Below are 20,835 nucleotides of genomic sequence, written 5' to 3' on the forward strand. Positions count from 1 at the left end.
CGCATCCATCATGTGGATCCGACGGCTGTACGCAGCGACATGCTCCGGAACGCGGGGTTGGCCAACGGCGCCACCATCGATGCCGTCATCGCTCCACCGAAGAGGGCGAAGGGAACCCAGAGCGCGGTGGTCGACGCGAGCAGACCGAACGCGGCCATCGCGAGCGGCATCAGGCAGTCGTCGCCCAACCGGGTGATGGAGCTCATGCGGCCGAGGTACGCGGTGTCGACGGTTGCCGAGAACGTGGCGCTGAGCAGCACCGATGCGTAGCCGGCGGTCGCACCGATGACGAAGGCAGCGACTCCGACACTCCACGCGGGACCCCAGCCGAGTGCGACGATGGCCAATCCCTGCAGCATCAGAGCACGGAATCCCGCGCGTGCCTCGCGCCGAGGCCGCCACCTGGCGACGGACACGGCGCCGATCGCCGCGCCGAGTCCCAACAGAGCTTCGAACAGCCCTACAGCCGGCGCGCCCCAGCCTTCGTCGTGTGCTCGGAGCGCGAGGCCGATCCCGACGGCCGGACCGACCGCGAGGTTGAGCCCCGAGAGGGCGATGACGAGCGTGCGGGTGGTCGGATGTGCGCCGAGGTGGGCGAATCCACCCGCGATGTCGCGAAGAGAGCGGACTGTCGGTCTGCCCGTGCGAGCAGGAACCGCGGTCTGAGCCAGATGGCGATGAACGCGATGACGACGGTGAAAGTCACCGCGTTCACCGCCGCGCTTCCGACGAGGCCCGCGGACGCGACGATCACACCGCCGACGGCCGCGCCGGCCATCGTTCCGAGTCGCGATGCGGTCTGCGAGAGAGCGCCGTAGGACGGCAGGTCAGCGGCTCGCACGAGCTGGCGGGCGACGGTGCCCGCCGAGGGCTCGTAGAAGGCGTCGCAGACGCCGAATGCGATGGCGGCGAGGAGGAGCACACCCACGGTGGGCGGCGCGGAGAGCACCCAGAGCGCCACGGTCACGAGAACGCCCACCCGGACGGCGTTGAACAGCATCATCACTCGGCGCGCGTCCGCGCGGTCGGCGATCATGCCGCCGAACAGCAGGACGACCGCACGAGGCAGAGTGCCGGCGGCGACGATGAGTCCTGCGACCGCAGGCGCGGCCGTCTGCACGGCGGTCCACGCCAGCGCGATCGTCCACAGGGCGTCGCCCGCGTCCGAGAGCGCCTTGACGAGGATCCACGCATGCACTCGATGGTCTCGTCGGTACGCCGGCGGCTCGACGAGCTGCACAGGGTCTGCGGCGGTCATGGTGTCGTCGGGAAGGCGTGCGCGAAGAAGAAGATCGGTGTCCGCCGCTGCCCGTCTTCGAGATCGACCGAGTCGCGCCAGTCCTTCAGCGTCGCCGACAGCCTCGAGCTGAGGTCGCGCAGCTCGTCCGGCGTCGCCCAGGCCGTGGTCTCGGTGTTCGAGGCGTCATAGCCGGCGACGGCCGGATCATCGTGCCGGCGCTGCCAGCGTTGGAGGCGCTCGATCTGCATCCGGATGCTCTGCCGTTGCGCTTCGCGCGCCAGAAGCGCGTCGGCGGGGGAGTCCGCGAAGTCTTCCGCCGACCAGGTCAGGCCGCGACGGGCGATCTTCCACCAGCTCGTGCGCCGGTCGCCCGACGGGTCCTCGGCGCGCTCGACGAGGCCCGCCCGCTCCAGCATGCGCAGATGATGGCTGATGCTGCCGACCTGCGCATCGAGCGACCGGGCGAGTGCCGTCACCTGCGATGTGCCGTACAGCAGCAGGTAGTCGTAGATGCGTCGGCGCAGCGGGTGGTGCACGGCGGTGACGACCGAGATGTCTTCCATGAACGTCACGTTAGAACCGGTTCGCGATTCTCACAAGAGTTCTTGTATACCCCGGAAATCCGAGCTTTAACGGGTGATCTCAGCTGTCGGTATCCGCCGCGTCGGAGCCTCGACGACCGCGGCGTGCTCGGCGGACGCCCCATATGATCAGCACGACCAGCCCGGCCACGGCGAGCCACGGAAGCAGGAATCCGACAGAGACCACCAGGGCGTTCAGCGAGACCACGAGCCCGTTCCATCCCGCGACGAGCCCATCGGAGAATCCTGCGGGATCGGCCGTCGTCGGCGCGGCGGTGCGGGTCAGCTGCACCGAGAGACTCGACATCGCGACTTGGTCCTCGAGCGAGGCGAGCTGCTGCTCGTACGACTCGAGCTGCGCCTGACGATCGGTCAGCGCCACCTCCGCCTCGATGAGCTCCGCGACGGTGCCGGTCTGGGACATGAGCTCGCTGAGTCGCTGGACGGATGCCCTGGTCGCATCGATGCGCGCTCGCAGATCGATCGCGGTCGAGGTCACATCCTGCTGCGCGATGGAGGAGGAGAGCACCTCGCCGGATTCGGTGAGCTCATCGATGACGGCGGGAAGATCCGCCGACGGCACGCGGATGCTGATCCAGCCGTACTCCGAGTCCGCGGCGACAGGATCGGAGGAGGCGTCCACGGCAGGGGTCCCGCCGATCTCGGTGCTCTCGACGTAGCCGCCATGCGACTCTGCGAGTGCCCCGATGGCGACCGCGGCGTCCGAGACGTCCTTCACCTCCACCGTGGCGTTGGCCGTGGCGATGATCTCACGATCACCCGCTGCGACATCTCCGGCGACCGCGCCCGACTCGGCTGACTCGGTCAGAGCCGAGGGCGCGCTCTGGTCGACGGCGCCCGAGCGAGCGTCCTCGACGACAGTCACGCCCCCGCCGTCGGCCGAGCTCGTCGCCGAACCGCCGACCGCGGTGAGGATGGGCGGGGTGATGAGGACGCCGATGACGAACGCCGCGGCGATGCCGGTGCCGGTGAGCCACCGACGACGACGAACGCGACCGCGCTTCTCTGCAGGCGACTGCCGCGGCAGCTCGGCGGCGATGTCCTCGAACACGGCTCTCTCGATGCGCTCCACTGCGGCATCGGTGAGCTCGGGCAGTGGCTCGGTGGAGGTGTCGTTCATGCGTCGCTCGCTTCCTTCACGGCACCACGCAGTCGGGTGCGGACTCGGGAGAGACGGTTCCGGACGATGGCGTGGCTCACGCCGAGCTCCTCGGCCGCAGCCTGGTAGGCGTAGCCTTCCGCGGCGCAGAGGCGGAAGATCGCGCGATCGAGGTCGCTGAGGGTGCCGACCTCGACCGCGATCCGCTCTGCGAGGTCCGCGGTGATCACCTGCTCCTCCACGCTGACCGTCGAGGGGAGGGTCTCATCGACCGCATCCGCGGTGTTGGCCTGGTCGCGTCTGCGCTGGCGCAGGCGGTTCGCGGCCTGGAAGCGGCAGATCGTCGCGAGCCACGGGAGGATGGAGTCTCCCTGCAGCTCGAACCCCGGCAGCTTCCGCCACGCCGTGACGAAGGTCTCCTGAGTCACGTCCTCGGCATCCGCGGCGGCGCCGACGATCCCGTGTGCGATCCAGTAGACCGGGCGGGCGTACGCGCGGTACAGCTCGCGGAAGGCGCTCTCGTCACCTGCCGCGGCCCGCGCCGCCACTCTCTGGTCACTCGTCTGCACTGGCATCCCGATTCCGTTCGGTGTCTCTCACCCAGGAAGTGTCGGTCGACGCCCCATCGTCTCAGATCGGTGCCGGCGGCATCCGCAAGCGTCTTCGACTCCGCTACCATTGCTGAGGCGAGAGGGAGTATCCCGCAAGCGCATCCACCGTCATCACGAGCACCGACATCGCTGCTCCGGTCGTGCGACGCACTCTGTGCGTGGGAGAGACTTTCGGCGTTTTTCCGACCCTCCCGAAAGGTGCTGTACGCCCTTGGAAATCCCTGTCTGGTTCGAGATCACTTCGATGATCGTCCTCACGATCATCCTGATCGGCGACCTGCTTCTGATCCGACTTCGTCCCCACATCCCCTCGACCAAGGAGTCGACCCTGTGGGTGGTGTTCTACGTCGGACTCGCGCTGCTCTTCGCGGTTCTTCTCGGAAACGTCGCAGGCTGGCGAAACGCCGGCGACTTCATCACCGGCTGGGCGCTCGAATACAGCCTCTCGATCGACAACCTCTTCGTCTTCGTGCTGATCATGGCGCAGTTCGCGGTGCCGCGACGCCTGCAGCAGCAGGTGCTGATGGTCGGCATCATCATCGCCCTCGTCCTCCGCGGAGCGTTCATCCTCGTCGGCGTCACGATCGTCGAGCACTTCTCGCCGATCTTCTACATCTTCGGTGCCTTCCTCATCTACACCGCGATCAAGCAGGCGATGCCCGAGGGCGAGCACGAAGACGACGTGAAGAAGGAGAACTTCATCGTGCGCCTGCTGCGGCGCCGCATCGACATCAGCGAGGAGTACGACGGCTCGAAGCTGCGCACGACCGTCGACGGCAAGCGCATGTGGACGCCGATGGTCATCGTGTTCATCACGATCGGCGTCACCGACCTGATCTTCGCGATCGACTCGATCCCGGCGATCTTCGAGATCACCACCAACGGGTTCCTCGTCTTCGCCGCGAACATCTTCGCGCTCATGGGTCTGCGCCAGCTCTACTTCCTGCTCGGTGATCTGCTCGATCGTCTGCGCTACCTCCACTACGGGATCGCAGTCATCCTCGGATTCATCGGCATCAAGCTGATCCTTCACGCGCTGCACGAGAACGAGCTGCCGTTCATCAACGGCGGTCAGCATGTCGAGTGGGTTCCCGACATCGACAACATGGTGTCGCTGGGCGTCATCGTCGTGGCGATGACCGTGGCTACCGTCGCCAGCCTCATCGCCTCGTCTCGGGAGAAGCGGGCGCAGCGGGTCAGCCCGACGGTCGAGTGAGGCGGTCGCTCTCCGCGGCGCCCGCGATTCCCGCGACGAGCAGGAGACGTGTCACTCCGCTGTCCAGAGCGCCTCGGCGTCGAGCGTGAGATCGATCACCTGACGCAGCAGAGCGCCCACCGTGGTGGACTGCAGCAGCGTGTACTGGTCGTATTCGCCCAGCGGCGCGATGGCGGCGAGCTGCCAGGCGGCCGCGAGCGGTTCTTCCGACAGCTCGGTGTCGGCGTCCCAGGGCGAGTCGGTGCGTGCCAGCACCCGGCGCACGATCGCCTCGGCTTCGGTGCGCAGGGGGGTGAGGGCATCGTTCCAGGTCAGCTCGGGCAGCGGGGTCACCTCTGCGCGCGGGTAAGGAGCTTCGTCCAGCCACTGCTCGACGGTGAAGCGTGCCGTGCCGACCGCCAGGGTGTGCAGCACCTGGGCATCGGCCGCCACGCTCACCAGGCGCGCCATCGTGCCGAATCCACTGCGGCGATCGCCACCGCCGACCTCATGTCCGCGCTCGATGAGCACGACGCCGAACTGAGGGTCGTCCTCGTCGAGCAGCTGCCCGATCATGGTGAGGTACCGCGGCTCGAACACGCGGAGCGGGAGCGGGGTGTACGGGAAGAGCACCGACCCCAGCGGGAACATCGGTATTTCTGACATGGCCCCAGTCAACACCGTGCGACGTACAGTGAACAGATGCGCAGACCCCGCCCTCTGATGCCCTCGCCCGGTCAGGAATCCGTCTGGGACTATCCTCGACCGCCGAAGGTCGAGCCCGTGGCTGCGCGCATCACCGTCCGCCTCGGCGGCGAGCTCATCGCCGACACGCGCGACGCGGTGCGAGTCCTCGAGACGAGCCATCCTCCCGTGTACTACCTGCCGATCGCCGACTTCACCGCGGGCTCGCTCTCTGACGCGCCGGGCTCCTCGTTCTGCGAGTTCAAGGGAGCCGCACGCTACCTCGATGTGCGAGGTGGAGCGCAGACGGCGGCCGGGGCCGCCTGGAACTACCCGAATCCCTCTCGAGGTTTCGAGATGCTGGCAGACCGGGTCGCCGTCTATGCGGGTCCGATGGACGAGTGCACGGTGGGGGACGAGGTCGTCACACCGCAGCCGGGCGGGTTCTACGGCGGGTGGGTCACGTCGACGGTCGTCGGCCCCTTCAAAGGTGCACCCGGCACCCTGGGCTGGTGACCCTGCTCGCCTACGCGTCAGAACGCGCGGAGGTTCGCCTGCAGCCCTCCGTCGACGTAGTCCCGGCGCAGGATGCCCCGGCGTCGAAGAACGGGCACGAGTTCATCCAGCGTCCGATGCAGCGTGACGGGGTGGAAGTCGCCCCACAGCAGGACGCCGTCGTTGCCCCACTCGCCGAGCTCTTCGATCAGATCTGCGAACTCCTCGGCAGTGCCGACGAAACCCGAGCGATCGGAGATGCGGCCCGTCCGAGCGAGCGCGGCGAGATGGACTCGTAGAGGAGCATCGTCTCCGCGGTCGCCGATCAGGCGCTGGATGCTCCCGCGCGAGACGTGCTCGCCGAAGATCTCGAGGTCGAGTGGTCTGTCGAGATCGAGCGAGGTCAGATCCGTCTCGAGGTCGCTGGACTGCTTGCGTGCGATCTGCACGAGGGTCGCGTCGTCGGGATGCGCGGAGGCGGCGACGATTCGGTCGGCCTCCTCGGCGGATGATGTGATCACCGGCTGGATCGCGAACAGGATCTTGATGTCGTCCGGCGAGCGTCCGGCGGCGATCGCCGCATCGTGGATCTTCGCTCGATAGGCACGCACCGAGGCCTCGTCCAGCGGCGCGAGGGCGAGCTGCACATCGGAGTTGGCGCCGGCGAATCCGAGGCCGCGGCCGGAGCCGCCGGGGGAGACGATCGACGGCTCCCCGTCGGTGAACGGCACGGCGTTCAACGGGCCGTCGAAGTCGAAGTGCGTTCCGCGGTGCTGCACGGAGCGCAGCTTCGATCCGTCGGCGAACACGTCGGTCTCGCGATCGCGGACCAGTGCACCGTCGTCCCAGCTGCGCCAGAGCGAGCGGATGCCGGCGAGCCATTCTTCGGCGCGGTCGTATGCCGCATCGTGCCCGAGCTGATCCGCGGCGGAGAAATGTCGCGCACTGCCGGTGTCGGTCACCACGTTGAGCCCGAGGCGGTGGCCACTGAGGTGCTGAAGCGTGGAGAACTGCCGAGCCGCGGTATACGGCAGGTACGCCGCCGGGTTCACGGTGGGCACGACCCCGAGATGCCGTGTCGCCTGGAAGAGGTAGGGAGCGAGCAGCAGCGGGTCGTGCTTGGGGCCGCCGAAGGCATGGCGCACGCGGAGGTCGATCGTGTCGGGCGAGCCGAGCGACGGCGCGTCCTCGATGATGAGGAGGTCGAAGCCTGCCTGCTCGAGTGTGCGAGCCGCCTCCTGGTAGATCTCCGGACGGGTCCAGTCGTAGTCCCAGTCCAGCGACGGATAGCCCCACCCCTGCGGGCCGAAGCCGCGTGCCAGGAACCACCCGAAGTGCTGGGGCCGGGTCATGCGATGGCCTCCCGCGCGGGTTCCAGGACTCGGGCCAGATCGCCGAGGAGGTCGGCGACGTCTTCGATGCCGACCGACAGTCGCAGGGTTCCCGGCTGCACTCCGAGGACATCTCGCTCCTCAGGCGTGCGATGCGAGTGGCTGGTGGTCGCGGGGTGCAGCACCAGCGAGCGCACGTCGCCGATGTGGGTCATGTGCGTGAACACGTCGACGCTCTCGACGAAGTCGCGTGCGGCGTCGAGGCCCCCGCGGAGCGTGAAGGTGAAGATCGAGCCGTACCCTCCCGAGAGGTACCTCTCGGCGAGGCTGTGGTCGGGATGCGTGTCGAGGCCGACGTAGTCGACGCTCTCGACCGCCTCCTGCGCGGCGAGCCAGCGGGCGATCTCGAGGGCGTTCCGGGACTGCCGCTCGACCCGCAGACCGAGGGTCTCGGCGCCCTGTCCGATCAGGAACGCGTTGAGCGGCGACGGGGACGCGCCGAATCGCGGAGCGACGGACTCGCGCGCGTAGGCGATGCGCGCGTTGCCGCCATGACGCGAAGCCACGCTCGGGAACCCGCCGCGCCCCGGCAGAACGAGATGTGGAGCGTTGTGCCCCGCCTTCGCCGGGTCGAAGCGACCGTCGTCGAGGATCACGCCGCCGAGCACCGACCCGTGACCGGCGAGGAACTTCGAGGCGGAGTGCACCACCATGGCGGCGCCATGCTCGAGCGGCCGGAGCAGGAACGGCGTCGCGAGGGTGTTGTCGACGATGAGCGGGATGGCGAACTCGTCGGCGACCGCGCTCACCGCGGAGATGTCGAGGATGTCGTTGCGCGCGTTCGCGATGGACTCGCCGAACAGCGCCCGGGTGGTCGGGCGGATCGCACCCCGCCAGGCGCCGGGGTCGGCGATGTCGTCGATGAACGTCGTCTCGATGCCGAGGCGAGCGAGGTTGTCGAGCAGAAGCCCTCGCGTGCCTTCGTAGATGTGCGTCGAGGAGACGATGTGATCGCCCGCTCCGGCGACGGTCAGCAGTGCGGTGACGACCGCGGCCTGGCCGCTGGCGACGAGCACGGCCTCCGCGGCGGATTCGAGTGCGGCGAGCTGGCGCTCGACGGCGTGCACCGTCGGATTCCCCGTGCGCGTGTATCCGAACCCCGCGCCGGTGCCGAAGTGGTCGGCGGCATGGTCGAAGTCGTCGAACTCGAATCCCGCCGTCAGGTAGATCGGCGTCGCCCTCGACGATGCGGGCCCCTGATTCCGGGCCGCGTGGACCGCTCTCGTGGCGAATCCGGTGCTGTCGTCGGTCATGCGGGTGCCTCTCGAAGGTGCGGGTGACAGTAGCGTGTCACGCGGAGACTCCGGGCGCTGAAGCGGTGGTAATCTGACGTCATGCGGATCGTGCTCCTTCTTAGCGGCCGCGACGAGACCTCGTTCTGAGCCCCTCCTCGTCGCGGAGTCCATCGTGGGCCGAACCGCCAGCTTCAGGAGACACGCAATGAACACCCCCGCAGCAGACACTGCTCCCGTCCGTCCCAGGACCCTCGCCGAGAAGGTCTGGGACGACCATCTCGTCGTCAAGGGCGAGAACGGCGAGCCGGACCTCATCTACATCGATCTGCACCTGGTGCATGAGGTGACGAGCCCGCAGGCGTTCGACGGACTGCGATCGGAGGGGCGACCGTTGCGGCGCCTCGACCTGACGATCGCCACCGAGGACCACAACACGCCGACCTGGGACATCGACAAGCCCATCGCCGACCTCACGAGCCGCACGCAGATCGAGACGCTGCGCCGCAACGCCGCGGAGTTCGGCGTGCGTCTGCACTCGCTCGGCGACGCCGAACAGGGCATCGTCCACGTCGTGGGGCCGCAGCTCGGTCTCACGATGCCCGGCATCACGGTGGTCTGCGGCGACTCCCACACATCGACGCACGGCGCGTTCGGCGCCATGGCCTTCGGCATCGGCACGAGCGAGGTCGAGCATGTCATGGCGACGCAGACGTTGCCGCTGAAGCCGTTCAAGACCATGGCGATCAACGTCGAGGGCACGCTGAGGCCCGGCGTCACCGCGAAGGACATCATCCTCGCGGTGATCGCGAAGATCACCACCGGCGGCGGTCAGGGCTACGTCCTGGAGTTCCGCGGCAGCGCGATCCGGGCGTTGTCGATGGAGGGCCGGATGACGATCTGCAACATGTCGATCGAGGCCGGCGCTCGTGCTGGCATGGTCGCGCCCGACGAGACGACCTTCAAGTACCTGAAGGGTCGCCCGCACGCCCCGAAGGGGCAGGACTGGGACGACGCCGTCGCGTACTGGCGAACGCTGCCGACGGATGAGGGGGCGACGTTCGACGCCGAGGTCTTCATCGATGCCGATGAGCTCGAGCCGTTCGTGACGTGGGGCACCAACCCCGGCCAGGGCAGCTCGCTGTCGGCGGCGGTTCCCGACCCGGCAGAGATCGCCGATGCCAATGAGCGTGCCGCAGCCGAGCGGGCCCTCGAGTACATGGATCTGACGCCTGGCACGCCTCTCAAGGAGGTGCCGGTCGACGCCGTCTTCATGGGGTCGTGCACGAACAGCCGCATCGAGGATCTCCGCGCGTTCGCGTCGATCGTCGAAGGCAAGAAGAAGGCTGACGGCGTCCGCGTCATGGTCGTTCCCGGCTCTGCCCGGGTGCGGCTGGAGGCGGAGGCCGAAGGACTCGACAAGATCATCAAGGACTTCGGAGCCGAGTGGCGATTCGCGGGGTGCTCGATGTGCCTCGGGATGAACCCCGATCAGCTCGCGCCGGGGGAGCGCTGCGCGTCGACCTCCAACCGCAACTTCGAGGGCCGGCAGGGCAAGGGCGGACGCACGCACCTGGTGTCGCCGCTCGTCGCCGCCGCGACCGCGATCCGCGGCACGCTGTCGAGTCCGAGCGACCTGAACGAGATGGCGGAGGTCTGACCATGGAGAAGTTCACCACCCACACCGGCATCGCCGCCCCGCTGAAGCGCTCGAACGTCGACACGGACCAGATCATCCCCGCCGTGTTCCTCAAGCGGGTCACGAAGACCGGCTTCGAGGACGCACTGTTCCACGGCTGGCGTCAGGATCCCGAGTTCGTGCTCAACCAGCCGGCTTTCCAGGGCGCATCGGTGCTCGTCGCCGGCCCCGACTTCGGCACCGGATCCAGCCGCGAGCACGCCGTCTGGGCGCTGCGCGACTTCGGCTTCGCGGTGGTCCTGAGCCCGCGCTTCGCCGACATCTTCCGGGGCAACTCGGGCAAGCAGGGGCTCCTCGCCGCCACCATCTCCGAAGAGGATCTCGAGCGGATCTGGGGCGAGATCGACCGGAATCCCGGGGCTTCGATCACGGTCGACCTCGAGGCGCGAGTCGCGTCGATCGGTGAGATCCAGGCTGACCTCGGGATCGACGATTACACTAGATGGCGGCTCCTCGAAGGGCTCGATGACATCGGGCTCACCCTGCGCAACGAAGACAAGATCGCGCAGTTCGAGGCCCGTCGCGAGTCGTGGCGGCCCCGGACCCTTCCCGTTCAGCAGTGAACGGCGGGGCGGGGGAGCCGAGGGCGACCCCGCCCCGAATTCCGTTGAATGAAGTGAGGCTCCGAATGACGACACCTGTGCGCGACGCTCTTCCGGACGGAGTCCCCCCACTCACCGGAGACGTCCTCGCCATTCGCGGAGGGCGCCCGCTGCGCGGCCGCGTCGACGTCAAGGGCGCAAAGAACCTCGCGACCAAGGCGATGGTCGCGTCCCTGCTCGGAGAGACCGTCAGCGTGCTGCGCGACGTGCCCGCCATCAGCGACGTCGCGGTCGTCCGCTCGCTGCTCGAGGTCCATGGCGTGCGGGTCTCCGACGGCGATGAGCCCGGAGCTCTCGTCTTCGACCCCAGCGACGTCGAGTCGGCCCACTTCGAGGAGATCGACGCTCACGCGGGTGCCTCGCGCATCCCGATCCTCTTCTGCGGCCCGCTGCTGCACCGTCTCGGTCAGGCCTTCATCCCCGACCTGGGCGGCTGCCGCATCGGCGACCGCCCGATCGACTTCCATCTGGACGCGCTCCGCAAGTTCGGCGCCATCGTCGAGAAGCTGCCGAGCGGCATCCGCCTGTCGACGGGTGGTGCGCGCCTGCACGGTGCGAACATCCACCTCCCGTACCCGAGTGTCGGAGCGACCGAGCAGGTGCTGCTCACGGCCGTTCGCGCCGAGGGCACCACGGAGCTTCGCAACGCCGCCATCGAGCCCGAGATCATGGATCTGATCGCGGTGCTGCAGAAGATGGGCGCGATCATCTCCTACGAGCCGAACCGCGTCATCCTCATCGAGGGTGTCGAGACGCTTCGGGGGTATGACCACCGCTCGATCTTCGACCGCAACGAAGCCGCATCCTGGGCGTCCGCCGCACTCGCCACCGACGGCGAGATCTTCGTGGGCGGCGCGAAGCAGCAGGAGATGCTCACGTTCCTCAACGTGTTCCGCAAGGCCGGCGGATGGTTCGACATCAAGGAGGACGGGATCCTGTTCCGTCGCGACGGCGAGCTCAAGCCGGTCATCGTCGAGACCGACGTGCACCCCGGATTCATGACCGACTGGCAGCAGCCTCTCGTCGTGGCGCTCACTCAGGCCAAGGGCCGCTCGGTCGTGCACGAGACGGTCTACGAGAACCGTCTGGGCTTCACCGAGGCGCTCGTCAAGATGGGCGCCGACATCGTCGTGCACCCCCGCGGACTGCAGGACGGAGCCCGTCGTGTCCCGCGCCGGGACCTCGAGCAGGCCGCCGTCATCACCGGCCCGACGCCGCTGCACGCCGCAGACATCGTCGTTCCCGACCTTCGCGGCGGATACAGCCACGTCATCGCGGCGCTGACCGCCGAAGGCGAGTCGAGGGTGTCCGGAGTGGACATCCTCAGCCGCGGCTACGAGAAGTTCCTCGCCAAGCTCGATGCCGTGGGCGCCGACTTCGACGTCATCCGGTGACCCCGATGGGTTCCCGCTCGACGGAGACCACGCGACCGAGTGCGTTCTGGCCGGTCGCGGCGATCGCCGTGCCGCTGATCTCGCTCGTCGCGAAGCTCCGCATCACGGGAAGCGAGAAGCTCCCGCGTGAGGGAGCGTACGTTCTCGCCCCGAACCACTACTCCGAGTTCGATCCGCTCGTGGTCGCACTCGCGGTGTGGCGCATCGGTCGAGCTCCGCGCTTCATGGCGAAGGAGAGTCTCTTCAAGGTTCCTGTGCTCGGAGCCGTGCTCCGCGCGACAGGAATGGTCCCCGTGGCACGCGCCTCGTCGGCATCCGCGGCGAAGCAGACGCTCAAGCAGTCGGCCGAGCTCGTCGAGCACGGTCGCGGTGTGATCGTCTATCCGGAGGGCACGCTGACGCGCGACCCCGACATGTGGCCGATGCGCGGAAAGTCCGGGGCTGTCCGGCTCGCGCTGACCGACGGCATCCCGCTCATCCCGATGGCCCACTGGGGCACCCAGCGGATCATGGGGCGCTACCAGAAGGGGCTCAGCCTCTGGCCGCTGCGCAAGCCCGTGGACGTCGTCATCGGCGATCCCGTCGATCTGTCGGACCTCCGTGGTCGTGCGGGCGAGGCATCGGCGCTGAACGAAGCCACCGAACGACTGATGCAGGCCATCACGGCGCTGCTCGAGGACCTGCGTGACGAGAAGGCTCCGGCCGAGCGCTGGAACCCGTCCGCCCATGGACAGAAGGAGACGGGTCGCCTTGACTCCTAAGCGCAACGCTCCCGCAGGACCACGCGTCGCGGTGATCGGTGCCGGAAGCTGGGGCACCACGTTCGGAAAGATCCTCGCCGACGGCGGGGCGCAGGTCACGATGTGGGCGCGCCGAGCCGAACTCGCCCACGAGATCGACGAGGCCAAGCGCAACTCCCGCTATCTGCCCGGCATCAACCTGCCGCGCACGATGTCCGCGACGCACGAGCTGGCGATCGCGCTCCGCGATGTCGACCAGGTGTACCTCTCGGTGCCGAGTCAGTCGCTGCGGGAGAATCTCAAGGCGCTTCGGCCGCTGCTCGCCGACAACGACGCCAAGATCGTCAGCCTGATGAAGGGCGTCGAGCGCACGACGGGGCTCCGGATGAGCCAGGTCATCGAGCAGGAGCTGCGCTGCGATCCCGACCGTATCGCGGTCGCCTCCGGGCCGAACCTCGCGCTCGAGATCGCTCGCGAGCAGCCCACGGCCGCCGTGATCTCCTCACGCAGTCGGGAGACCGCCGAGGAGGTCGCGCGCGCGGCACGTAACAGCTACTTCCGGACGTTCGTGAACACCGACGTGATCGGCACGGAGTTCGGGGGAGTGCTGAAGAACCTCATCGCGGTGGCCATCGGCATCGTCGACGGCGTCGGGTACGGCGAGAACACCAAGGCGTCGATCATCACCCGCGGGCTCGTGGAGATGACCGATTTCGCCGTCGCCAACGGCGCTCACCCCGAGACCCTGCAGGGACTCGCGGGCCTGGGCGACCTCATCGCGACATGTCAGTCCCCGCTGAGCCGCAACAACACGGCCGGGCGCCTGCTCGGCCAGGGATACAGCTTCCAGGACGTCGTGAAGCAGATGCAGCAGACCGCTGAGGGCCTCGCGTCCGTGGCGCCCGTGCTGCAACTCGCCCGCGAGTCCGACGTGCACATGCCCATCGTCGAGCAGGTGAAGATGGTGCTCGACGGCAAGATGAACCCCCGCGACATCGCACCCCACCTGACGACGGACGACGACACCCCGCAGGGTGAGAGGACCAACCATGGACAAGCAGACGGTGGTGGTGCTCTTCGGAGGGCGCTCCAGCGAGCATTCGATCAGTTCCGCAACGGCGGGCGGAGTGCTGGGCGCGATTGATCGCGATCGGTACGCCGTGATCCCGGTCGGGATCACCCGCGACGGCGCCTTCGTCCTCGAGGACGACGACCCGGCGAAGTTCCCGCTGGATGCCGCTCACCTGCCCGAGGTCGCCGACAACGGCACACGGGTGCTGTGGCCGGAACCCGGCGGAGACCGCAGCCTGCGCGTCGTGCGCACCGACGGCACCACCGAATCCCTCGGCGAGATCGATATCGTGCTGCCGATCCTCCACGGCCCGCACGGCGAGGACGGCACCATCCAGGGGTACTTCGACACCCTCGAGGTCCCCTACGCCGGCGGCGGGGTGCTCGACTCCGCACTGTGCATGGACAAGCACTTCATGAAGATCGCGCTGCGGGCCGCCGGTATCGCGGTGGCGGCCGGACTGACGGTGCGCGCGCGCCAGTGGGAACAGGATGCCGTCGCGATCCGCGACTCGGCGGCGGCGCTCGGCCTGCCGCTCTTCGTGAAGCCGGCTCGCGCGGGATCCAGCGTGGGCGTCTCGAAGGTCGAGAGCGCCGACGAGCTCGATGCGGCGCTGGCGATCGCGTTCGCAGAAGACGACAAGGTCCTGATCGAGGCGGGCGTGGTCGGCCGCGAGATCGAGGTCGCCGTGCTCGAAGGTGCCGACGGCGTCCGAGCGTCGCTTCCTGGCGAGATCGTGCTGACGACTCGAGGGTTCTACGACTTCGAGGGAAAGTACCTCGGCGGCGACGGCGTCGACGTCGTGTGCCCGGCGGAGCTCGAGGATTCCGAGGTCGCGGCCATTCAGGATGCGGCAGTCCGTGCGTTCGAGGCGGTGGACGGGCGAGGTCTTGCGCGCGTCGACATGTTCCTCACTCCTACGGGAGAGCTGGTGGTCAACGAGCTGAACACGATGCCGGGATTCACTCCGATCTCGATGTTCCCGAAGTGCTGGGTGGCCTCCGGACTCAGCTACGGCGACCTGATCTCCGAGTTGATCGAGGCGGGCCTGCGCCGCTGACCCTCGACGGGTCAGCCTTCGGTCGATCCGTCGTCCGGGTTCTCCTCGGTGGGCACCCGGTCGGTGCAGCGTGCCGTGGCGGGCGCGAGGCCCGACTGGATGCTCGTGGAGAGGCTCTCGACGACCGTACGGAAGTCGATCTCCTCGCCACGGCGGATGATCACCTCGATGGCGGGCTCGCGACCGTACGTCACGAGACGCTGCCGGTCTTCCTCCTGATCGAGAACGAGCCAGTCGACGCTGCCGATGGTCGTGCACACCTCTGTCGATGGCGCCGGCGGTTCGACGCCGCAGCGCAGCACGACGGTCGGGTCGCCCCAGGCTCCGGTCGCCTGAGCATCGGTCCACACCCGATCGAGATCGCCGACGGCGTCGGGGAGGAGCACGGACACCTCGGCGCAGGCCGGATCGTTGGCGTCCTCAGCGGGTTCGAGGTGGATCGTCGTCGAGCAGCCGGACAGTGCGGCGAGGAGGACCAGCGAGCCCGCGACGACGGCGAGACGGCGAGAGCGGGGCATGCATCCAGGCTACCTTTGACTGCATGTCCTCCCGACCTCGCGACGATGATCCGACCCTCGGCGAACTGTCGGAGGGGGAGATCCTCCGAGCGATCCTGGCGAGGACGGCGCGGGCCTCTCACACGCTCGTCGGACCCGGCGACGATGCGGCGGTGATCGCCGCTCCCTCGGGTTCGGTGGTCGCCACGACGGACACTCTCGTGCACGGCCCGGACTTCCGGCTCGCGTGGTCGTCGGGGTACGACCTCGGTTGGAAGGCCGCCGCCGTCAACCTCGCCGACGTGGCGGCCATGGGCGCGCGGCCGACGGCGCTCCTGGTGGCGCTGGCCGTTCCCCGCGATCTTCGACTGTCGTTCATCGAGCGCCTCGCAGACGGCTTCCGAGAAGCCTGCGCCGCACTCGCACCGGGATGCGCGGTGGTCGGCGGCGATCTCACGGTCTCGGACGTCCTGACCGTGGCCGTCACCGCGCTCGGCGATCTCGAGGGCCGGCCGCCCGTGACCCGGTCGGGCGCACGGGTCGGTGACGTGGTCGCGGTCGCAGGCGAACTGGGGCACGCCGCTCACGGACTCTCGGTGCTCTTCGGAAGGTTCCGCGAGGGGGAGGCACCGGTCCCCGTCGATGCGTCCCTGCTCGCCCCGGGTGAGAGCGCTGCTCTGGCGGCTCAGCTCCGTCCATCGCCGCCGATCGGTCTCGGCCCTTTCGCTGCCACTGCGGGCGCGACCGCGATGATGGACATCTCAGACGGGCTCGCGCTCGACGCGCGACGGATGGCAGCGGCCTCCGAGGTCACCATCGCACTCGACAGCGCAGCCCTCGGCGACAGCCCCCAGCGAGCTCTCGCCGGTGGCGAGGATCACGCCCTTCTCGCCTGCTTCCCGCCGGGGATCGTGCCCGCGGGCTTCCGCGTCATCGGCACTGTCGTGCCCCGGGGCGAGCACGAGCTGCTGGTCGACGGCGCACCCGCGGATGTCAGCGGCTGGGATCCCTATCGCGACTGGGACTCGGCCTCGGGCTGAGACGACTCCGTCGCGGGAGTGGGCTCGGCCCACCAGAGCGCGGTGTCGCCGTAGGCCTTCTCGCGGATCAGCTCCAGTCCGGCCGCAGCGAGGTCGGGAGGGGGCGATCGCCGGGCGCGCTCGATGATCACGAGGGCGTCGGGAGCGAGAAGCGGCGCGAGCGTGACGAGGTCCGCCGTCATCGCCTCGTCGTCGAGGTCGTACGGGGGATCCGAGAACACGAGGTCGTACGGGCCGGAGGCGCGCAGCAGGAACGATCGGACGGTGCTCTGGTGCACCCTCGCGCTCGGCGCTCCGGCCTTCGCGACGGTGGCGGCGTTGCGGCGGACCACCGACGCCGCCTCTCGGCCGTGCTCGACGAGATCCGCGCTCGTCGCGCCGCGGCTGAGGGTCTCCAGTCCCAGCGCACCCGAGCCGGCATAGAGGTCGAGCACCCGCGCGCCGACGATGGCATCCGCCGACTCCAGCGCTCCGAAGAGCGACTCCCGCACGCGGTCGCTGGTGGGTCTCGTTCCCGCGCGGGGCACGTCGAGCCGTGCGCCGCGCGCTGTTCCGGCGATGATCCTCGTCACCCGTTCACGATACGACAGCTGCGGCGCACGTCGTGTCCGTGCGGCCTCCTAGACTCGGATCATGTCGCTCACGCTGGATTCGTCGCTCGAGGAGGCGCTGGGCGCCACGCCGGCGAAGTCTCTCGACAGAGCCTTCAGCATGAAGACGGTCGGCGATCTCGTGTCGCACTATCCCCGACGGTACGCGGATCCGGGCGAGCTGACCCCGATCCGTGAACTCCCTCTGGGTGAGACGGTGACGATCGTCGCCGAGGTGCTGTCCTCCAGCGCCAGGGCGATGCGCAACCGTCGTGGTGCGATGGTCGACGTCGTGATCGGCGACGGCATCGGCAAGATGTCTCTGACGTTCTTCGCGAAGAACCTGGGCGCGGCCAAGTGGCGCTCCGAGGACCTCGCGGTCGGACGTCGAGGTGTCTTCTCGGGCAAGGTCGGCGAGTTCAACGGCATGACGCAGTTCGCGCATCCCGAGTACGAGCTGTTCGGCGACGAGGATGCGGCCAGACGCCGGGCGGACGCGCGCGCTGCCGTGCTGATTCCCATCTATCCCGCGACGTCGACGCTGCAGACGTGGCAGATCGCGAAGTTCATCACGCGGGCGCTCGACGGCCTCGGCGACGTGCCGGAGCCTCTCGCCCCCGATGTCCGCGCGCGGGAGGAACTTCTGACCGCCCGAGAGGCGCTCGAGCAGATTCACCGCCCGAGGACCCGCAACGACATCGATCCTGCGGTCCGCACCCTGCGGATGCACGAGGCGCTCACTCTCCAGACCGCCCTCCTGCAGCAGCGCGATGCGGTGCGATCGCTGTCGGCGACCGCGCGTCCGTCGAAGCCCGGTGGGCTGCTCGAGCGCTTCGACGCCTCGCTGCCGTACGACCTCACGCCCGACCAGAAGACGGTCGGCGAGCAGGTGGCGAGCGACCTCGTCGCCGCCTGGCCGATGAATCGTCTCGTGCAGGGCGAGGTCGGGTCCGGGAAGACCCTCGTCGCGCTGCGCGCGATGCTCCAGGTGGCCGAGTCCGGCGGTCAGGCGGCGCTGATCGCCCCGACCGAGGTGCTCGCAGGGCAGCACCTGCGATCGATCGCGAAGATGCTCGGGCCGCAGATGTCGCCGCTCGTGATGCCCACCCTGCTCACCGGTCAGATGCCGGCCGCCGAGCGTCGCAAGGCTGCGCTCCGCGTCGCCTCCGGACAGGCGCTGATCGTCGTGGGCACGCACGCGCTGCTCGGCGAGAAGACGACCTTCGCTGATCTCGGCCTCGTCGTCGTCGACGAGCAGCACCGGTTCGGAGTCGAGCAACGAGAGGCGCTCCGCGCGAAGGGGTCCAGCCCGCACGCGCTGGTTCTCACCGCGACCCCGATCCCGCGGACGGTCGCGATGACGGTGTTCGGCGATCTCGACACCTCCGTGATCCGCACGATGCCCAAGGGGCGAGCCGGAATCGAGTCCTTCGTCGCTCCGCTCGCAGAGCATCCCGGCTGGTTCAATCGAGTCTGGGAGCGCGCCGCCGAGGAGATCTCTCAGGGCCGACAGGTGTTCGCGGTATGCGCGGCGATCGACACGACCAAGAAGACGGCGGAAGCGGGGGAGCAGCCCGTGATCCCGCCCGAGGGTGCGTCGGGTCCTCGCTGGGGCGTGGTGCAGCTCGATGAGGCCCTGGCGACGCACCCCCAGCTCGGGAACGTCCGACGGGCCGTGCTGCACGGTCGCATGCCGTCCGACGAGAAGGACGCCGTCATGCAGTCCTTCGCGCGCGGTGAGATCGACCTGCTGGTGGCGACGACCGTGATCGAGGTCGGCGTCGACGTCCCGAACGCCTCGACCATGATCGTTCTCGACGCCGATCGGTTCGGGGTGTCGCAGCTGCACCAGCTGAGGGGCCGTGTCGGTCGAGGAGGCGTTCCAGGGCTCTGCCTGTTGGTCACCGAAGCCGAAGAGGGGTCAGTGGCGCGCGAACGCGTGGACGCGGTGGCAGCGACTCTCGACGGATTCGCTCTCGCGGAGGTCGATCTCGAGCTCCGCGGTGAAGGTGACGTGCTCGGTGCCGCACAGGCTGGAGCTCGGTCCTCCCTGAAGCTGCTGCGGGTCGTCAAGGACTCGGGCCTGATCGTCCGAGCCCGGGAGCTCGCGGAGGGCATCCTCTCCGACGACCCGGATCTGCGGGCGAATCCCGGACTCCGCTCGGCGATCGAGCGACGCGTGAGCGACGACGACCGGGCGGCACTCGCGAAGAACTGACCGCGGCATCGCGTGCTTTAGGCTGGGGGCATGAGCAGCCGGATCGCCGTCGTCCCTGGATCGTTCGATCCGCCGACCCTGGGTCATCTCGACGTGATCCGTCGCGCAGCCAAGCTGTACGACGAACTCCACGTGCTCGTGGTGCACAACCCCGGCAAAGAGGCGCTGCTCCCGATCGCTCAGCGGATGTCGCTGCTCGAGCAGTCGATCGCTGAGGACGGGATCGGCGACAACGTCGTCGTGGGCTCCTGGAGCATGGGGCTGCTCGTGGACTACGCCCGCGACGTCGGTGCGGGAGTTCTCGTGAAGGGCATCCGTTCGCAGATCGACGTCGCGTACGAATCCCCGATGGCGATCGTCAACCGTCACCTCGCCGACATCGAGACGGTCTTCCTCCTGCCCGACCCCGCGCATGCCCTGGTCTCCAGCTCCCTGGTCCGCCAGGTGGCGGGCCTCGGCGGTGACGTGTCGCCGTTCGTGCCTCCGGCGGTCGCCTCCTTCCTCGACACCGGATCACGCGGGATCTGATTTCCGGAGCCGCCGTCTCCGCACAGCGCGGAACCAGCCTCCATCCCGCAGGAGCCGGTACCATTGCCGGGTGCGTTCCCGAATGAATGGTCCCTTCGTCCTGCCCGTCCGTGACATCGTCCGCAAGCCGGGCGAGATGCGCGAGCACGAGTTCTCGGTGACCCTCGGCGAAGGCTGGGGAGAGGGAATCGTCGCGTATGAAGCCGGTTCTGCGCTCGACCTGGACGTGCGTCTCGAGTCGGTTCACGAGGGCATCCTGGTCTCCGGAACCGCCGACGCTGAGTACTCCGGCGTATGCGGAAGATGCCTGATCGACATCACCCGGCCCGTCGAAGTCGAGTTCCAGGAGCTTTTCGCGTATCCTGGTGAGGAAGAAACTGACTTCGAGGTTCAAGACGACCACGTGGATCTTGAAACTCTAGTCAGGGATGCGGCCGTATTGGCGCTTCCATTTCAGCCGGTGTGTCAGCCGGATTGCCCCGGGCTCGACCCGGAGACGGGCGAGAGGCTGACCGCGAGCACCGGGACGGAGCAGGTGGCTCCCATCGATCCTCGGTGGAGCGCGCTCCAGCAGATCACAGACCAAGACGGTGAGGCACAGAGCCGAGCCGCCGAGAAAGAAGAGAGCTAGTCATGGCTGGTAACCCCCCGAAGCGCAAGGTATCCCGTTCGAACACCCGCTCGCGCCGCGCGCAGTGGAAGGCGGCGCCTGTCGCACTCGTCAAGACCATCGAGAACGGTCAGGTCGTCTACAGCCGTCCTCACCAGGCCAAGGTCGTCACCGACTCGCAGGGCACCGAGCTCTTCCTCGAGTACAAGGGTCGCAAGGTCGCCGACGTCTGAGTC

At 68.4% G+C, this 20,835-nt stretch carries 23 protein-coding genes; 13 read left to right on the top strand and 10 right to left on the bottom strand.

Features of this window, described 5'->3' with window-relative positions; all coding sequences use genetic code 11:
- Positions 1-8 precede the first annotated feature (8 nt).
- The 5 genes from AKG07_RS17990 to AKG07_RS02900 form a co-directional block, all read right to left on the bottom strand.
- On the bottom strand, positions 9-359 hold the full coding sequence (locus AKG07_RS17990) for a hypothetical protein (protein WP_233277310.1): 351 nt from the start codon (positions 357-359) through the stop codon (positions 9-11).
- 101 nt (positions 360-460) lie between these two features.
- Positions 461-1,258 (bottom strand): MFS transporter, encoded by a 798-nt coding sequence (locus AKG07_RS17995; protein ID WP_233277311.1) that lies wholly within the window; start codon positions 1,256-1,258, stop codon positions 461-463.
- Positions 1,255-1,803, bottom strand: coding sequence for an ArsR/SmtB family transcription factor (locus AKG07_RS02890; RefSeq protein ID WP_053095879.1), 549 nt, complete (start codon positions 1,801-1,803; stop codon positions 1,255-1,257). Before AKG07_RS02890 ends, AKG07_RS17995 begins: the two co-directional genes overlap by 4 nt.
- 79 nt (positions 1,804-1,882) lie before the next feature.
- Positions 1,883-2,962 carry a DUF4349 domain-containing protein gene (locus AKG07_RS02895; RefSeq protein WP_053095880.1) on the bottom strand — a complete coding sequence of 360 codons (1,080 nt, stop codon included), beginning with the start codon at positions 2,960-2,962 and terminating at the stop codon, positions 1,883-1,885.
- Entirely contained in the window at positions 2,959-3,516 is a 558-nt protein-coding gene (locus AKG07_RS02900; protein ID WP_053095881.1) for an RNA polymerase sigma factor, read from the bottom strand. The genes AKG07_RS02895 and AKG07_RS02900 overlap by 4 nt, the downstream gene beginning before the upstream one ends.
- Before the next feature lie 247 nt (positions 3,517-3,763).
- On the opposite strand from AKG07_RS02900, the gene AKG07_RS02905 reads away from it, so the two are divergent.
- Positions 3,764-4,768: a TerC/Alx family metal homeostasis membrane protein gene (locus AKG07_RS02905; protein ID WP_053095882.1), complete on the top strand. Its 1,005-nt coding sequence runs from the start codon at positions 3,764-3,766 to the stop codon at positions 4,766-4,768.
- Between the two features lie 51 nt (positions 4,769-4,819).
- Here AKG07_RS02905 and AKG07_RS02910 read toward each other — a convergent pair whose 3' ends face one another.
- Positions 4,820-5,413: an LON peptidase substrate-binding domain-containing protein gene (locus AKG07_RS02910; protein WP_053095883.1), complete on the bottom strand. Its 594-nt coding sequence runs from the start codon at positions 5,411-5,413 to the stop codon at positions 4,820-4,822.
- A 36-nt stretch (positions 5,414-5,449) separates the two neighbouring features.
- Between AKG07_RS02910 and AKG07_RS02915 the strand changes: the two genes are divergently transcribed.
- On the top strand, positions 5,450-5,947 hold the full coding sequence (locus AKG07_RS02915; protein WP_053095884.1) for a DUF427 domain-containing protein: 498 nt from the start codon (positions 5,450-5,452) through the stop codon (positions 5,945-5,947).
- Between the two features lie 17 nt (positions 5,948-5,964).
- Here the strand turns inward: AKG07_RS02915 and AKG07_RS02920 are convergent, their stop codons facing one another.
- Positions 5,965-7,278, bottom strand: a complete 1,314-nt coding sequence (locus AKG07_RS02920) for an LLM class flavin-dependent oxidoreductase (RefSeq protein ID WP_053095885.1) — start codon at positions 7,276-7,278, stop codon at positions 5,965-5,967.
- Entirely contained in the window at positions 7,275-8,570 is a 1,296-nt protein-coding gene (locus tag AKG07_RS02925) for an O-acetylhomoserine aminocarboxypropyltransferase/cysteine synthase family protein (protein ID WP_053095886.1), read from the bottom strand. The genes AKG07_RS02920 and AKG07_RS02925 overlap by 4 nt, the downstream gene beginning before the upstream one ends.
- A 187-nt stretch (positions 8,571-8,757) precedes the next feature.
- On the opposite strand from AKG07_RS02925, the gene leuC reads away from it, so the two are divergent.
- The 6 genes from leuC to AKG07_RS02955 all read left to right on the top strand — a co-directional run bounded on the left by leuC (position 8,758) and on the right by AKG07_RS02955 (position 15,116).
- Positions 8,758-10,209 (top strand): 3-isopropylmalate dehydratase large subunit, encoded by a 1,452-nt coding sequence (leuC, locus tag AKG07_RS02930; RefSeq protein WP_053095887.1) that lies wholly within the window; start codon positions 8,758-8,760, stop codon positions 10,207-10,209.
- A gap of 2 nt (positions 10,210-10,211) precedes the next feature.
- A complete protein-coding gene (leuD, locus tag AKG07_RS02935; RefSeq protein ID WP_053095888.1) occupies positions 10,212-10,811 on the top strand; it encodes a 3-isopropylmalate dehydratase small subunit in 600 nt (199 codons plus the stop codon).
- Positions 10,812-10,876: 65 nt separating this feature from the next.
- Positions 10,877-12,244, top strand: coding sequence for a UDP-N-acetylglucosamine 1-carboxyvinyltransferase (gene murA, locus AKG07_RS02940; protein ID WP_053095889.1), 1,368 nt, complete (start codon positions 10,877-10,879; stop codon positions 12,242-12,244).
- Positions 12,245-12,249: 5 nt separating this feature from the next.
- Entirely contained in the window at positions 12,250-13,005 is a 756-nt protein-coding gene (locus tag AKG07_RS02945) for a lysophospholipid acyltransferase family protein (protein ID WP_053095891.1), read from the top strand.
- Positions 12,971-14,128, top strand: coding sequence for an NAD(P)H-dependent glycerol-3-phosphate dehydrogenase (locus tag AKG07_RS02950; RefSeq protein ID WP_150115057.1), 1,158 nt, complete (start codon positions 12,971-12,973; stop codon positions 14,126-14,128). The genes AKG07_RS02945 and AKG07_RS02950 overlap by 35 nt, the downstream gene beginning before the upstream one ends.
- Positions 14,034-15,116, top strand: a complete 1,083-nt coding sequence (locus tag AKG07_RS02955) for a D-alanine--D-alanine ligase family protein (RefSeq protein ID WP_053095895.1) — start codon at positions 14,034-14,036, stop codon at positions 15,114-15,116. Before AKG07_RS02950 ends, AKG07_RS02955 begins: the two co-directional genes overlap by 95 nt.
- A gap of 11 nt (positions 15,117-15,127) precedes the next feature.
- Here AKG07_RS02955 and AKG07_RS02960 read toward each other — a convergent pair whose 3' ends face one another.
- Positions 15,128-15,634, bottom strand: coding sequence for a DUF3515 family protein (locus tag AKG07_RS02960; RefSeq protein WP_053095897.1), 507 nt, complete (start codon positions 15,632-15,634; stop codon positions 15,128-15,130).
- A gap of 23 nt (positions 15,635-15,657) precedes the next feature.
- Between AKG07_RS02960 and thiL the strand changes: the two genes are divergently transcribed.
- Positions 15,658-16,653, top strand: a complete 996-nt coding sequence (gene thiL, locus AKG07_RS02965) for a thiamine-phosphate kinase (RefSeq protein WP_053095899.1) — start codon at positions 15,658-15,660, stop codon at positions 16,651-16,653.
- Here the strand turns inward: thiL and rsmD are convergent.
- Entirely contained in the window at positions 16,623-17,225 is a 603-nt protein-coding gene (gene rsmD / locus AKG07_RS02970) for a 16S rRNA (guanine(966)-N(2))-methyltransferase RsmD (protein WP_053095901.1), read from the bottom strand. The genes thiL and rsmD overlap by 31 nt on opposite strands.
- Before the next feature lie 61 nt (positions 17,226-17,286).
- Between rsmD and AKG07_RS02975 the strand changes: the two genes are divergently transcribed.
- From AKG07_RS02975 to rpmF, 4 genes are all read left to right on the top strand, one after another.
- A complete protein-coding gene (locus AKG07_RS02975) occupies positions 17,287-19,461 on the top strand; it encodes an ATP-dependent DNA helicase RecG (protein ID WP_053095903.1) in 2,175 nt (724 codons plus the stop codon).
- Between the two features lie 30 nt (positions 19,462-19,491).
- Positions 19,492-19,989 carry a pantetheine-phosphate adenylyltransferase gene (coaD, locus tag AKG07_RS02980; protein WP_053095905.1) on the top strand — a complete coding sequence of 166 codons (498 nt, stop codon included), beginning with the start codon at positions 19,492-19,494 and terminating at the stop codon, positions 19,987-19,989.
- A gap of 82 nt (positions 19,990-20,071) precedes the next feature.
- Complete coding sequence (locus AKG07_RS02985) at positions 20,072-20,620, top strand: YceD family protein (RefSeq protein ID WP_053095906.1); 549 nt, start codon at positions 20,072-20,074, stop codon at positions 20,618-20,620.
- A 2-nt stretch (positions 20,621-20,622) separates the two neighbouring features.
- A complete protein-coding gene (rpmF, locus tag AKG07_RS02990; protein ID WP_017830754.1) occupies positions 20,623-20,832 on the top strand; it encodes a 50S ribosomal protein L32 in 210 nt (69 codons plus the stop codon).
- The last annotated feature ends 3 nt before the right edge of the window (positions 20,833-20,835 follow it).

Origin of the sequence: Microbacterium sp. CGR1, from assembly GCF_001266755.1 — a bacterium.
Lineage (GTDB): Bacteria > Actinomycetota > Actinomycetes > Actinomycetales > Microbacteriaceae > Microbacterium.